The organism is Streptomyces sp. NPDC093221, from assembly GCF_044753885.1.
Classification (GTDB): domain Bacteria; phylum Actinomycetota; class Actinomycetes; order Streptomycetales; family Streptomycetaceae; genus Actinacidiphila.
Window position 1 is genome coordinate 138,478 of sequence record NZ_JBIVOA010000011.1, and the last position, 12,493, is coordinate 150,970.

The following is a 12,493-nucleotide window of genomic DNA, read 5'->3' on the forward strand; positions in this document are numbered from 1 at the left end:
CGGGAGCCGGCGCCGATTCCATGCCCTACGGGCGTCCCGCCCGGGCGATGACGGGCGCTTCCGGCTGCCGGGCGTCGTCACCGTCCGCCGGATCGACGGGCTCGGGTGCTATCAGGTCGAGGAGTTCCTCGGTGCCGCCGTGCGCGAGGGCGGCGCGCTGGCGTGCGGCGCCGGTGCCCTTGTCGAGGAGTCGTCGCACGCCGGAGGTCACCCGGTCGAGGTCGTCGAGTTCCTTCAGGGCTGGGGTGACGCAGTCCAGGAGGGCGCCGAGCACGTCGGCGGCCTGGGACGGCTCATTGGTGCGGGGGTCGACCAGGTTGGCGGTCAGGCCGTGGCGGGCGGAGTGCCAGCCCGCGGCCTGGAGGACGCTGGCCGGCGGGTCGAGGGGACGGCCGCCGACGCTGCCCTCGCGCAGTGCGGTGACCACCAGGCCGCGGGCGAGCCCGGCGAGGGTGATCGCGCTGTCGACGTCGAGCTGGACGTCGGGGGCGCGGACCTCCAGCGTCGGGTACTCGTCGGAGAGCCGGGCGTGCCAGTAGAGCTGGTGCCGGTCGGCGATCACCCCGGTGCCCAGCAGGGCGTCGACCCGCTCCTCGTAATGGGAGGCGCCGGAGAAGAACGGCGGCGATCCGCTGACCGGCCAGCGGCCGAAGATCACGGTGCGCCAGCTGGCGAAGCCGGTGTCCCGCCCGTCCCAGAACGGGGAGTTGGCTCCCAGCGCGACCAGAAGCGGCAGCCAGGGACGGATCCGGCCCAGCGCGGCGGCCCCGGCGTGGCGGTCGGGCACGGCGACATGGATGTGCATACCGCAGATCAACTGCTCGTCGACCAGTCGCGCCGCGTCCACCCGCATGTCCCGGTACCGCTGCTCACCGGTCACCGGCACCGACGCCTCGGCCATGAGGGGTGCGCCGCCCGTCGCCGCCAGGCGGCAGTCCACGCTGCGCGCCGCGGCGCTCAGCGACTTCCGGAACCGTGTGAGATGCGCGGCGACCTCGTCCAGGTCGGAACAGACCGGGGTCGCGACCTCCACCTGGGACTGCAGAAGCTCGGTGTCGACCTCCTCGCTCCCCAGGTCGGGCTCGCGCTCCGCCGCGATCCGGAGCTGGCCGACGCGTGGCGCCGGCAGTGCGGTCCTGCGGTCGAGCAGCAGGAATTCCTCTTCGACCCCAATGGTCACGCCTGTCGTCATAGCCGTCTGCTACCCCAGAACGGCCTCGTCACGGAGCAGACCTGGCATCGATCGGCGTCTCGGGCCGCACTCCCCTGCGAGCCCTCTCCCCCTCGCGGCGAAACGGGTTCAGCCGAGACCGCGATGGGCGGCCCACAGCGACCCGGCCCGGCCGGCGGCGGCGTCGACCAGGGCGGCGAGTTCGGGTCTGTCGGGGACGGGGAAGGAGACGTAGGCGCCCCTGCCGCCGCCGACCGGCCGGCCGTAGGCCTTGGCGGCGAGTCGACCGTCCGGGAGCAGCCGGACGTTGAGTGTGGTCAGCGTGAACTCCTCGCCGCGTCGGGTGTCCGTCCAGCGGAGCTCCTGCGGGATCGTCACGTTGATCGCCAGAGCGCTCACTTCCAGGTCGCTGCTCATGGACCGATGATCCCACGCGGGTCGCGCGCCCCCGGATCGTGAGGCCCGTACGTCGGCCGCGGTCCGGTCCGCGCCCCCGTCATCCCTGTGGCGCCTGCGCCAGCCGCCCTCGCGCGGCGGCCTGGATCTGGGAGGGCCCGAGCCCCCATTCGATGGTGCGGCCCACGGCCGTCGCGAGGGGCCGGTCCCAGCCGGTGCGGACGGCGGCCGGGCGGTGAACGCCCAATTCGGTACGGGCCCAGCCGGGGAGGAGTCCGACCGAGGCGTTCATGAGCCGGCCGACGACCAGCCGCTCCCGTCGTGTGCGTCCGAAGCGGCGCAGGAACCGTACCGAGTCCAACGCGGCTGCGGTGGCGTGGAGTTGGGGGCGCATGCGGGCCAGGTAGCGCTCGGCTTCGAGGGATGTGCGCGGTATGTTCCGCGCGCCCAACGCCTCGGCCACGGGGGCGGCTTGGCGGTAGTAGGCGTCGCACTCGGCGGGAGTCAGCCGCAGCGGCCGGGGCGCGTAGGTCTGGTGGCCGGCGAGGAAGCTGCGTACCTCGGCGGTGTGCACCCAGGTGAGCAGATCGGGGTCGTCCGCGCGGTACGGGCGGCCGTCCGGGGCGGTGCCGTGCACGCGGGTGTGGATCCGCCGGACGAGGTCGATCACCTCGCGGGCGGCGGCCGAGGAGCCGAAGGTGGTCGTGGTGATGAACCGTACGGTGCCGTTCAGCCGTCCGACCGGATCGGCGCGGAAGTCGGAGTGGTCGTCGACCCCCGCCATGGCCAGCGGATGCAGCGACTGGAGCATGAGCGCGGCGAAACCGCCGGTGAGCATCCCGGTGGCGTGCCCGTGCACCCGCCACACCGGGTCCCCCGGCGCGATCCCGAACAGTCCGGGATCACCGGGCGGCGCCGCGTACCGTCCCAGTTCGAGGTCCCCGCCGTGCATGGTCGCGGTGAGTTCCCTCGCGATCCGTTCCCGCAGTCCCACCAGCGCCTCCAGGGGCCGTCTCCCTCCGCCGAGGGTACCGAGCCGCCCGGCGGGCGCGGCGGCCAGGACGAGCGGCCCGCACCGAGGGCGCGGAACCTCAGGAGCGGCATGCCGCGGTTGACGCATGCCGATATAGGCATACGATGGAGTCATGGCACGAGCGGCGACGACCTCGGACGCGTTCAACGCGATCGCCGAGCCGCAGCGACGGGAGATCCTGGCGCTGCTGCGGGGCGGCGAGCGGCCCGTGACCGAGCTGGCGCGGGAGCTGGGGATGACCCAGCCGCAGGCGTCCAAGCACCTGCGGGTGCTCCGCGAGGTCGGGCTGGTGCGGGTCCGCGGCGCGGGCAAGCAGCGGCTCTACGGACTGGACGCCCGCGGGCTGCGGCCGATCCATGAGTGGACGGGCGGCTTCGAGGAGTTCTGGAACGGGACCTTCGACCGGCTGGACACGTACGTACGAGATCTGAAACAGGCAAGGCAGGAGGAACCACCGGATGACGACGACCAATAGCGGCGGCGAGGCGGCGGCGGACCGCGAGATCGTGGTCTCCCGGACCATCGGCGCCCCACGGGAGCTGGTGTTCGAGGCGTTCACACGGGTCCGGCACCTTTCGCGGTGGTGGGGCCCCGAAGGGTTCACGACCACGACGCGGTCCTTCGACTTCCGCGTCGGCGGGGTCTGGGACTTCGTGATGCACGGGCCGGACGGGACCGACTACCAGGAGTGGATCACCTATACCGAGATCGTCCCGTCGCGGCGGATCGCGCTGCTGCACGGCGAGTCCCGCGACGACCCCCACACCTTCGAGTCGGTCCTGACCTTCGAACCGGCGGACGAGGAGACCCGGCTCGTGATGCGCACGGTGTTCCCCACCAGGGAGCTGCGCGACGAGGCGGCGGAGAAGTACCACGCGGTCGAGGGCGGCGAGCAGACGCTGCGCAATCTGGCGGTCTACGTCGCCGAACTCACCGGGAACGGGACCGCGTCGAAGGGAGCGGACGACTGATGGCAGGCAAGGTGTTCTTCAGTGTGACGATGTCGCTCGACGGCTTCATGGCGCCGGACGCCGTGCCCGTCGAGGACGTCTTCTCGCCCGAAGGCCAGAGCGACCCCGGCGTCCGGCGCTGGATGGCGAAGTGGTCGGAGCTCCAGGCGTGGATCTTCCCGCAGCGGTGGTTCCGCGAGAATCTCAAGCTCGGCGAGGGCGGCGAGGAGGGGATCGACAACGACATCGCCCGGGCGACGTACGAGCGCACCGGCGTGAGCGTCATGGGCAAGCGGATGTTCGACGCCGGAGAGCTGGCGTGGCCCCAGGAGGCGCCGTTCCACACCCCGGTGTTCGTCGTGACCCACGTCGAGCGTGACTCGTGGGAGCGGCCGGGCGGCACGACCTTCCACTTCGTCAACGACGGAATCTCCAGCGCGCTCGACCGGGCCCGCGAGGCCGCGGGCGACCGCGACATCCGTATCTCCGGCGGCGCCGAGACGATCCAGCAGTACCTGGACGCCGGCCTGGTCGACGAGTTCTCGATCACCCTCGCGCCCGTGCTGTTCGGCACCGGCATCCGCCTGTTCGAGCGCGTGGACCCCGACCGTCTCGCCCTCGACCAGACCCGCACGGACGCGTCGTCCCGGGTGACCCACCTGACCTACACCGTCAAGCGGCGGTAGCGGGCGGCCCGGCCGCTCGGGGGCGGTGCGAAGACGTCACCGGGTGCGGAGACTTCACTGACACAGGATGTCAGTGAAGCGCCGGACAGTGGTGCCATGATCCTCAGTCGGCACTCCCGGCGGGCCGAGCGGCTGCTCGTACCCGCTGCCTTCGCCACCGCTCTCGGCAACAACGTCCAGCTCATCGTCGGTGCGCTGCTCATGATCAGGGAACAGCGCACCATGATGGCCGTCGGCTGGCTCTTCATCGCCGTCGCCGGGCCGCAGGCGTTGCTGTCACCCTTCTTCGGGCGGCTGGCGGACCGCTTCGACCGGCGGGCCCTGTGGATCGGCTGCGATCTCTCCAGTGCGGCGCTGGCCCTGGCCCTGCCGCTCTGGCTGGTCTGCGGCGGCTCTCCGGGAGCCGGGATCTACGGTGCCAACCTGGCGCTCGCCGTGGTCGGCGCGCTGTTCTTCCCCGCCAGCTCCGCGCTGATCAAGGAACGGGTCCCGGCGGACCGGCTGCGGCGGTTCAACGCCCGCTACGAGATGGGGACTCAGGCGGGGATGCTGCTGTCGGCGACGGTCGGCGGGCTGTCCGTCCAGGCGTTCGGCGCCGTGCCGCTGCTGGTGTTCAACGCCGGGACCTTCGCCGTCTCGGCGCTGTGCGTGGCCGCGGTGGGGCGTCGCCCGGAACGGGCGCCGACGGCCACCGCCGCCGGGGAGTCGGCGCCGGTGGCGGCGCGTACGCCGACGCGGACACCGATGCGGATGCGGCACTTCATCCTGCTCTACGCCCAGGGAAGCGTGGTCGTCACGGTCTTCAACGCCCTGCTGCCCACCGCGGTCATCGGTGAACTCCGTCTGGGGGCGGGGACGTTCGGCGCGGTGGACGCCCTCGGCTGCCTCGGCTTCCTGGCGGCGGCCGGCGCGTACCGGATCGTCAGCAGACGCAGTCCCGACCTCCGCATCGCCGTCGTGGGCTTCCTGCTCTGCGCCGTGGGCCTGGTACTCCAGAGCCAGTTCGGGATCGCCGGCTATCTCGTCGGAGTGCCGGTGGGCGCGTTCTTCTTCGGGCAGGCCCGGATCGCCTCGCGGACCATGCTGATGACCTCGGCCGACGACGCCTCGGTGGGCCGGGTCTTCGGGCTGGCGAACGGCGGCGGGCTGGCGGCCACGGTCGCGGTGATGTTCCTGGTCGGGAAGGTCACCGACAGCACCGACACGCGCTACGGCTTCGGGGTCCTCGCCGCTCTCGCCCTGCTGGCCACCCTGTCCGCCGGAGTGCTGCTGCGCTCGTCGGCCCCCGCCCGGCCGGGCGAGTCCGCCGGCCGGTACCGGTCGAGCACGGCCGCCGCCCTCTCCGCGATCGCGCGGCGCAGCTCCTCCGGGCCGAGCACCTCGATGTCCGGGCCCAGCGACAGCAGGACGGGCACCGCCAGCTCGACCGACTCCAGCGGCACCGTCGCCCTCACCCAGCCATCCGCGTCCGGCGGCCCCGCCGAGGTCTCCACCGCGCGGACCAGAGCCGCGTCCAGGCGGTCCGGCAGCGCGGACAGCAGCGCGGGAGCGATCCGTACGGAGCCCTGAAGCCGCAGCCTTCGGGCGTCGTAGACGGCGAGGTACTGCTGCCAGTGAGCGGCCAGGTCGAACCCGTCCGGCCGCTCGAAGCCGGTCGTCCCGACATCCAGGCGGAGGATCGAGGACACCCGGTACGTGCGCACCACGCCGTCCACCGCGGCGACGAGGTACCAGACCCCCGCCTTGAGGACCAGGCCGTACGGGTCGAGGTCGCGCTCGACCTCTTGCGGCGCGGCCCAGCGGCGGTAGCGCACCCGGATCCGCCGCTGATTCCACACCGCGTCGGCGAGCGGTACGAGAGCGGACGGGGAGTCCTGTTCCCGGTACCAGCCGAGCGCGTCGAGGTGGAACCGCTCACGGATCCGCCCGGCCCGGTCCCGCAGCGGTGGCGGCAGGGCCGCGGTCAGCTTCAGCTCCGCCGCCGCCAGCACCTCCCCCAGGCCCAAGTCGTCGGCCGCGCCCGGCAGTCCGGCCAGGAACAGCGACTCCGCCTCGTCGACATGCAGTCCGGTCAGCCGGGTCCGGTACCCGCCGAGCAGCTGGTATCCCCCGCCGTGCCCGGCGTCCCCGTACACCGGAATGCCCGCGGCGCTCAGCGAGTCGATGTCCCGGTAGACGGTCCGCACCGAGACGTCCAGCTCCTGCGCCAGCTCACCGGCCGTCAGCCTCCCCCGGTTCTGCAACAGGAGGATGAGCGAGAGGAGCCGGGCGGCGCGCATGGCCCGATCATTCCAGGTCCGGGAGCGGGGGCGCCGATTCGACGGGGACCGCACGGGCGGTCGGAGCGGCCGGGGCGGTGAGGGCGGTCGGGCGGCCACCGCTTTATCCGCCCGACCGGCCGATCGGCCGACCGGCCCACCGCCCGGCTGGACGGACTGGCGCCACTGGGCCGCCCATCGCTGGCCGTCCTTCGCCTGACGCTCCGCCCCTGCGGCGCGGAAGGCGGGCCGGGTCAAGGGGATCTGACATTCGGCTGGCGGTCGCTGAATTCGGCTGGCGAGGACTTGTGGAATCTGACGGAGTCCTGAATCGGGGTGTCTTGAGCGGGGGCCGGTTTCCCTGGAACCTTGAGGTTGAGGTGCGGCGCATTTCCGCTGCCGGTGTGGCCTCGACTTTTCCGACCGCGCGAAGAAGGATGTGTGATGACCGACTCGATCGATTCTCGTCAGCTGCGCGTGGTGCGCGGTTGTGCGACTCCTGAGGAACTGGCCGCGCTTGTCGCCGTGCTCTTCGCCCGTACGGCGGCGGGGCCCGATCTGCCGGTGCCGGGGGACGTGGTGTCGGTGCCCGCCGCGCGGTGGCGGCGGTCGGAGCGGGTGCACCTGTTCGACGCGCCTCGCGTCTGGCACGCGTACGCGCGCGCGGCCGGATGAGCCGCCGAGGTCCTGCGGATGAGCCGCTGAGGTCCTGAGCCATGAGGAACCGGCCGGCTCCCGCCCCGAGGGCGGGGGCCGGCCGGTGGGGTGTTCAGGCGGTCGGGAGCAGGGTGCTGAAGTGCCGGTAGAGCAGACCGGTGCCGCCGAGGTCCTTCAGGACCGGCTCCCAGACGGCTTCGATGTGGGCGACGGCGTTGGCCTCCGTCACCCACTCGGAGAAGCTGAGGACGCTCGTGCCGTCCACGCTGATGTGCATGTTCGCCGATATCCCGCCGGGGTAGTCGCGGTCCTGGCCCTCGGTGGCCTCCTCGCCGGCGAACAGGGCGTCCACGAAGGCGCGGGCGGCCTGGTCGTTCTCCGCGCCGAAGAAGGCCACGGGGAAGGACTCGGCGACGGGGGCGGGGTCGGTGATGCCGGAGCCGCGGACCGCGCGGTACAGGCGGTAGGGCACGGGCGCCGGGGCGCCGGGGACGGCGGACGCCGTGTCGGAGAGGCTGCCCTCCTCCTTCAGGGACTGCCGCAGCGGCTCCTCCGCGGACCACTGCGCGTAGGTCAGCACCGAGTCGCCTTCGCTGCTCGTGTAGACCGTGAGCGACAGCAGCTCCGGCGGCCACTCGCCGGACCGCCAGTGGGCGACGACGGCTTCCGCGGTGTGCGCCGCCTTTCCGCTCTCCGTCGGGACCGTGCCGACGAGCACGATGTCGCTCTGGGGATTCTCGATGACGGGCCGCGAGGTGGACGCGTGGGACATTCTTCGGCTCCTCGGGAATGAGGTGGCTCCACGAAAGGCGCGGGCCACGGCGTGGTACGGAACATTCTCCGACCAGCGGTGACCCGCGCCCAGGAATCCCGGCTCAGGATTGTGAAAAGAACATCAATTCCGCTTGTGACACCTTCTGGAGACCGTCAATTCCCGCCGGGACCGCCGGTCCGACCCCGGTGCTCCTCCAGGATCCGCTCGGTGGCCGCGTCGAGGCGTTCGGCCGCGTCCGGCGCGAAGGACCGGTCCTTCACCCCGATCCGAAGCCCCTCGACGAACGCGCTCAACGGCTCGGCGGGAGGGGCGTCGATGGCGTCGACGATCGGCGGGAGGGCGGCCTCCACCGGCTTGGCGAACGACTGCATCGACAGGATCTGACGCAGTGTCACATCGTCGTACTCGCCGGAGAAGCTCGTCGCGGTGACGCCCGGGTGGATCAGGACGTAGCGGATGCCGCTGTCCCCGTACCGCTCGGCGAAGGTGACGCCGAGCAGGTCGTTGAGCTTCCCGCCCTGGCCGAGCGCGGCGCCGCCGTGGTAACCGTGGCGCAGCTCCAGGTCGTCCCAGCGGACCACGCTCAGACTCGCGCCGGGACCGGCCACGTTGACCACCACGGGCCGTTCGGCGGCGGACAGCGTGTCGACCAGGCCGTGTCCGAGCAGGTAGCGGCTGAGGTAGAACAGCGCGAAGTTCTCCTCGATGCCGTCGGCCGTGAGGGCGCGCTCGGTGCGGTAGTGGCGGGCGCACAGGACCAGGGCGTCGATCGTCGGGAACCGCGCGCGCAGCTTCTTGAGCACCCGTTCGTTCTCGCCCAGCAGGCTGAGGTCGGCAGGGATGAAGAAGGCCCGGTCCTGGGCGCCGACGGTCGCGGCGGTCTCCAGGAACGCCTTCCCCTTCACCTCGCTGCGGCCGATGACGACGACGGTGTCGCCGTTGCCGAGCCGGGTGGCCGCCAGCGCCTTTCCGATGCCGTCGGTGCCGCCGGCGATCACAATGGTCTTCACAGGGTGTCCCCTTGGGCGGCCAGGGAGGCGGGAGCCTCCGCGGAGCGGATGTCGGAGCCGACCGCGGAGTCGGCATGGGAGTGGACGTCGGAGTTCACGTCGGGGTGCTGTTCCAGCGGCGTACCGCCGTCGGATTCCTGCGGCTTGGGACGGCCCGGCAGTTGGGTCGCGGCGATCAGGGCGAGGACGAGCGCGCCGGTCACGCCCCAGTATGCGTGCCGGAAGCCGCCGAGGGCGTCGCCGCTGCCCGCGCTCTGGACGAGCAGTGCCACCAGCGCGATGCCGATCGCGGCGCCGAGCTGGTTGAGCATGTACAGCACGGTGCTGCCCTGAGGCACCAGATGCGGCGGGAGCGTGCGGTAGAGGGAGGCGATGGTGGGCGCGCCCACGCTGCCGAGGCCGAGGCCGATCGTGAACGCCACCACGGCCGTCCAGACTTGGGACGTGTCCGCGCTGAGCTGGGTGAAGGCCAGCGCGCTCAGCGTGGCGACCGCGCCGCCGCACATCACCAGAGTCCGTGAGCCGACCTTGTCGGACAGCCGTCCGGTCAGCGGCATCGACAGGGCCGACCCCACACCGAGCGGAGCGAGCAGCAGCGCGGACGCGAAGGTGTCGTGGCCGCGTACCTGCTGGTAATACAGCGGCAGCGCGAACAGGCTGGCGAAGGTGGCCAGACCGACCAGGGCGCCGACGGTGACGCTGGCGGAGAAGCTGCGCGAGGCGAACAGCCGCAGGTCGATGAGCGGTTGCGTGGTGCGCTCGCGCAGCGCGTGGACGGCGTAGGCGCCGAGCAGCACGACCGCGGCGACCAGCGGGACGAGCACCTGCCAGGCGGAGAACTCGGTGCGCTCGGCGTACTGCGACAAGGTCAGCACGGCGGCCGCGACGCCCGGGCCGATCAGCGCGACGCCGACGGTGTCGAGTTTGCTCACCGGCTGCTCGCCGGTCGGCTTGTCGTCCGGGATCACCCGCAGGGCGAGCACCAGCGCGAGCAGGCCGATCGGGACGTTGACCAGGAACATCCAGCGCCAGGACACGCCTTGCAGGATGAATCCGCCGATCACCGGGCCGAACACCGGGCCGCTGGAGCCGACGACGCCCATGAGGCCCATGACCCGTCCGATCCGGCTGGGTCCGGCCGAACGGGCCAGCAGGGTCAGCATCAGCGGGTCGAGCAGACCCGCGCCGAGTCCCTGGAGCACGCGGAAGGCGATCAGGCTGCCGATGTTCCACGCGAGTCCGGAACTGATGGAACCGGCGAGGAAGATCACCAGGCCGAGCAGCCACAGCCGTCGGCCGCCGAACCTGTCGACGGCCCAGGTGGTGACCGGGATGCTCACGGTCAGGGCGAGCAGATAGCTCGTGGACACCCAACTGACCGCGCTGAGTGAGGTGTCGAAGTCCTTGACCAGGGTGTCCGCTGCGACGGCGATCATCGAGCCGTCGAGGATCCCCATGATCCCGCCTAACAGGATCACTCCGATCAGTCGCCGCAGCGCGGGGTCAAGGCCCTCGTTCGACGGATGCGCCATGAGTCTCTCCGGTGGCGTGAAGTGGCATGAGGTGGCGTGAGGTGGCCGCGCGTCAGATGGCGGCACGTCAGATGACAGCGAGCCAAATTGCACTCGCCAGTGCAGATTAGGGCACCACTCAGGACGCTGACAACGTCGGTGGGCAACAAACTGCACCGGCCGGTGTAACTCAACGCCCGTATCGGGTACGCTGCGAGGGTGGGCGGAACTGCGACACCGGCATCAGGCAACCGAACGGCCTCGCGAGGCCGCATCGACAAGCGTCAGGCGATCCTCGACGCGGCCTTCGCCGTGTTCGCCAAGCGGGGGTACGCCGGTGCGTGCATGGAGGAGATCGCCGAAGTTGCGGGCGTCGCCAAGCACACCGTCTACAACCACCTCGGCGACAAGGAGAACCTCTTCCACGCCGCGATGGAGGCGACGGGGAACGCGGTGATGGACGGAAACCTCGCCCTGGCCGAGCAGTTGACGGTCGAGGGCGGCGCGAACGGCCGAAACGGCGAGGCCGACGAGGAGAGCGGGGACGGCGAGGGCTCCGACCCGGTCAGGTCCCGCTTGGAGGAGGTCGGATACCGCATGCTGCTCCAGTGTTGCGACCCCCGCTCCTGGGCGCTGCGCCGACTGTTGCACGCGGAGATCACCCGCTTCCCCGGACTGCTCGAAGTCGTCTGGGGGCGCGGCGCCGACCGGCTCCGGCAGACCCTCGCCGACCGGATGGCCCGGCTCTCCCTGGCCGGTCTGCTGCGCCCCTGCGACCCCGTCGAGGCCGCGGAGCAGTTCCTCGCTCTGCTCACGGGCCCCATGGAGGCGCGGTCCCAACTCGGCACCCGACCCGTACCGGACACCGAACTCCACACCGTGGCCGACGCCGCGGTCGACACATTCCTGCGCGCGTTCCGAGATGTCCAGCAGAACCGCTCCCTGCCGGTGACCGCTCCCTGACCTCTGACGATTCGACACGGTTTACCGCGCCTTCCCGCGAACGGATATCTCCGAAGCGGATCCGCGAAGTCCGTGTGTCCTCGCATGAACTCCCTGGCTCGAATCGATGAGAACGGTTTGAGAATCCGCGCCGCGGATCAGCACTAGATGGATGTGTCCACCTAACAGCTATGCAGGCAATGGAGCTTGCGGCCGTGAATCCACCTTCGGTCCGTACAACTCCAAGGGAGATACCGTGCGCATACTCGTTGTGGAGGCGCAGGAGCACGAAGCCGCGGCCCTGGCCCGCAATCTGGAGCGGTACGGCCATGAGGTGACGACCGTGGATTCCGGAACCGCGGCTCTGGAGACCTTCCGGCAGGCGAACTTCGTCCTGCTCGACCTCGATCTCCCGGACATCGACGGCCTGGCCGTCTGCCGCAGCATGCGGGAGACGGGCGACATCCCCGTCATCGCGTTCGCCAGCGGCGGCACCGAACTGGACCGGGTCCTGGGACTGCGGGCGGGCGCCGACGACTGCATCGACAAGCCGTACGAGATCCGCGAGTTGGCGGCCCGCATGGAGGCCGTCATGCGGCGGCGGGAGCCGCGCCGACCGGTGGTCACCCCCAAGACGACGGTGTCGATCGGCGGTCTGCGGATCGACGCGGCCTCGCGCAAGGTGCAGGTGCACGAGAAGCCGGTGAAGCTGACCCGCAAGGAGTTCGACCTGCTGTACTACCTCGCGCGGCACCCCGAGATGGTCGTGACCCGGCAGCGGCTGCTCGCGGAGATATGGGAGATCCCGACGGTGCTCGCGGTCGGTTACCAGGCCAGCCGCACGGTGGACACCCATGTCAACTCGCTGCGCAACAAGTTGGGCCGGAGCAGTTGGATCGTCACCGTCCGCGGGGTCGGATTCCGGGTCGGCCTCGGCTGATCCGGCCCCCGGGCCCGCACGGCACGGGAAAAGGAAGCGGAAGCGGGGGGGGGGGGGGGGGGGCCCCCCGCCCCCCCCCCCCCCGCCCCCCCCCCCCCCCCCGGGGGGGGGGCCCCCGCCCCCCCGGTGGGGGGCAAGGCCCGGCGGGGGCAGGCCGGCCCCCC

13 protein-coding genes and 1 pseudogene are annotated in these 12,493 nt (G+C 71.6%); 7 read left to right on the forward strand and 7 right to left on the reverse strand.

Translation table 11 applies throughout. The annotated features are described in order from the left end of the window. Positions 1-25 precede the first annotated feature (25 nt). The 3 genes from ACIQCJ_RS31855 to ACIQCJ_RS31865 all read right to left on the reverse strand — a co-directional run bounded on the left by ACIQCJ_RS31855 (position 26) and on the right by ACIQCJ_RS31865 (position 2,561). Positions 26-1,180, reverse strand: a complete 1,155-nt coding sequence (locus ACIQCJ_RS31855; protein WP_401720006.1) for a glutamate--cysteine ligase — start codon at positions 1,178-1,180, stop codon at positions 26-28. 120 nt (positions 1,181-1,300) lie between these two features. Further along, positions 1,301-1,588 (reverse strand): hypothetical protein, encoded by a 288-nt coding sequence (locus ACIQCJ_RS31860; protein ID WP_402713279.1) that lies wholly within the window; start codon positions 1,586-1,588, stop codon positions 1,301-1,303. A gap of 79 nt (positions 1,589-1,667) precedes the next feature. Beyond that, entirely contained in the window at positions 1,668-2,561 is an 894-nt protein-coding gene (locus ACIQCJ_RS31865) for an oxygenase MpaB family protein (protein ID WP_401307900.1), read from the reverse strand. Between the two features lie 151 nt (positions 2,562-2,712). On the opposite strand from ACIQCJ_RS31865, the gene ACIQCJ_RS31870 reads away from it, so the two are divergent. From ACIQCJ_RS31870 to ACIQCJ_RS31885, 4 genes and pseudogenes are all read left to right on the forward strand, one after another. Further along, positions 2,713-3,075, forward strand: a complete 363-nt coding sequence (locus ACIQCJ_RS31870) for a metalloregulator ArsR/SmtB family transcription factor (RefSeq protein ID WP_355335418.1) — start codon at positions 2,713-2,715, stop codon at positions 3,073-3,075. Continuing rightward, positions 3,059-3,571 (forward strand): SRPBCC family protein, encoded by a 513-nt coding sequence (locus tag ACIQCJ_RS31875; RefSeq protein ID WP_355335420.1) that lies wholly within the window; start codon positions 3,059-3,061, stop codon positions 3,569-3,571. The genes ACIQCJ_RS31870 and ACIQCJ_RS31875 overlap by 17 nt, the downstream gene beginning before the upstream one ends. Continuing rightward, positions 3,571-4,236, forward strand: a complete 666-nt coding sequence (locus ACIQCJ_RS31880; protein WP_355335422.1) for a dihydrofolate reductase family protein — start codon at positions 3,571-3,573, stop codon at positions 4,234-4,236. Before ACIQCJ_RS31875 ends, ACIQCJ_RS31880 begins: the two co-directional genes overlap by 1 nt. Positions 4,237-4,437: 201 nt before the next feature. After that, positions 4,438-5,316: pseudogene (locus tag ACIQCJ_RS31885) on the forward strand (MFS transporter); the annotation flags it as partial. A 128-nt stretch (positions 5,317-5,444) separates the two neighbouring features. On the opposite strand, the gene ACIQCJ_RS31890 reads toward ACIQCJ_RS31885, so the two are convergent. Beyond that, positions 5,445-6,515 carry a helix-turn-helix transcriptional regulator gene (locus tag ACIQCJ_RS31890; protein WP_402713280.1) on the reverse strand — a complete coding sequence of 357 codons (1,071 nt, stop codon included), beginning with the start codon at positions 6,513-6,515 and terminating at the stop codon, positions 5,445-5,447. Between the two features lie 423 nt (positions 6,516-6,938). Between ACIQCJ_RS31890 and ACIQCJ_RS31895 the strand changes: the two genes are divergently transcribed. After that, positions 6,939-7,169 (forward strand): acyl-CoA carboxylase subunit epsilon, encoded by a 231-nt coding sequence (locus ACIQCJ_RS31895; protein WP_355335427.1) that lies wholly within the window; start codon positions 6,939-6,941, stop codon positions 7,167-7,169. Between the two features lie 94 nt (positions 7,170-7,263). Here ACIQCJ_RS31895 and ACIQCJ_RS31900 read toward each other — a convergent pair whose 3' ends face one another. From ACIQCJ_RS31900 to ACIQCJ_RS31910, 3 genes are all read right to left on the reverse strand, one after another. Further along, positions 7,264-7,923 carry a hypothetical protein gene (locus ACIQCJ_RS31900; RefSeq protein WP_402713281.1) on the reverse strand — a complete coding sequence of 220 codons (660 nt, stop codon included), beginning with the start codon at positions 7,921-7,923 and terminating at the stop codon, positions 7,264-7,266. Between the two features lie 155 nt (positions 7,924-8,078). Further along, positions 8,079-8,936: an SDR family NAD(P)-dependent oxidoreductase gene (locus ACIQCJ_RS31905; protein WP_401719987.1), complete on the reverse strand. Its 858-nt coding sequence runs from the start codon at positions 8,934-8,936 to the stop codon at positions 8,079-8,081. Continuing rightward, complete coding sequence (locus ACIQCJ_RS31910) at positions 8,933-10,468, reverse strand: MDR family MFS transporter (RefSeq protein ID WP_402713282.1); 1,536 nt, start codon at positions 10,466-10,468, stop codon at positions 8,933-8,935. Before ACIQCJ_RS31910 ends, ACIQCJ_RS31905 begins: the two co-directional genes overlap by 4 nt. Positions 10,469-10,666: 198 nt before the next feature. Between ACIQCJ_RS31910 and ACIQCJ_RS31915 the strand changes: the two genes are divergently transcribed. Both ACIQCJ_RS31915 and ACIQCJ_RS31920 read left to right on the forward strand, forming a co-directional pair. Continuing rightward, on the forward strand, positions 10,667-11,410 hold the full coding sequence (locus tag ACIQCJ_RS31915; protein ID WP_402713283.1) for a TetR/AcrR family transcriptional regulator: 744 nt from the start codon (positions 10,667-10,669) through the stop codon (positions 11,408-11,410). A 235-nt stretch (positions 11,411-11,645) separates the two neighbouring features. Beyond that, a complete protein-coding gene (locus ACIQCJ_RS31920; RefSeq protein WP_355335441.1) occupies positions 11,646-12,329 on the forward strand; it encodes a response regulator transcription factor in 684 nt (227 codons plus the stop codon). The last annotated feature ends 164 nt before the right edge of the window (positions 12,330-12,493 follow it).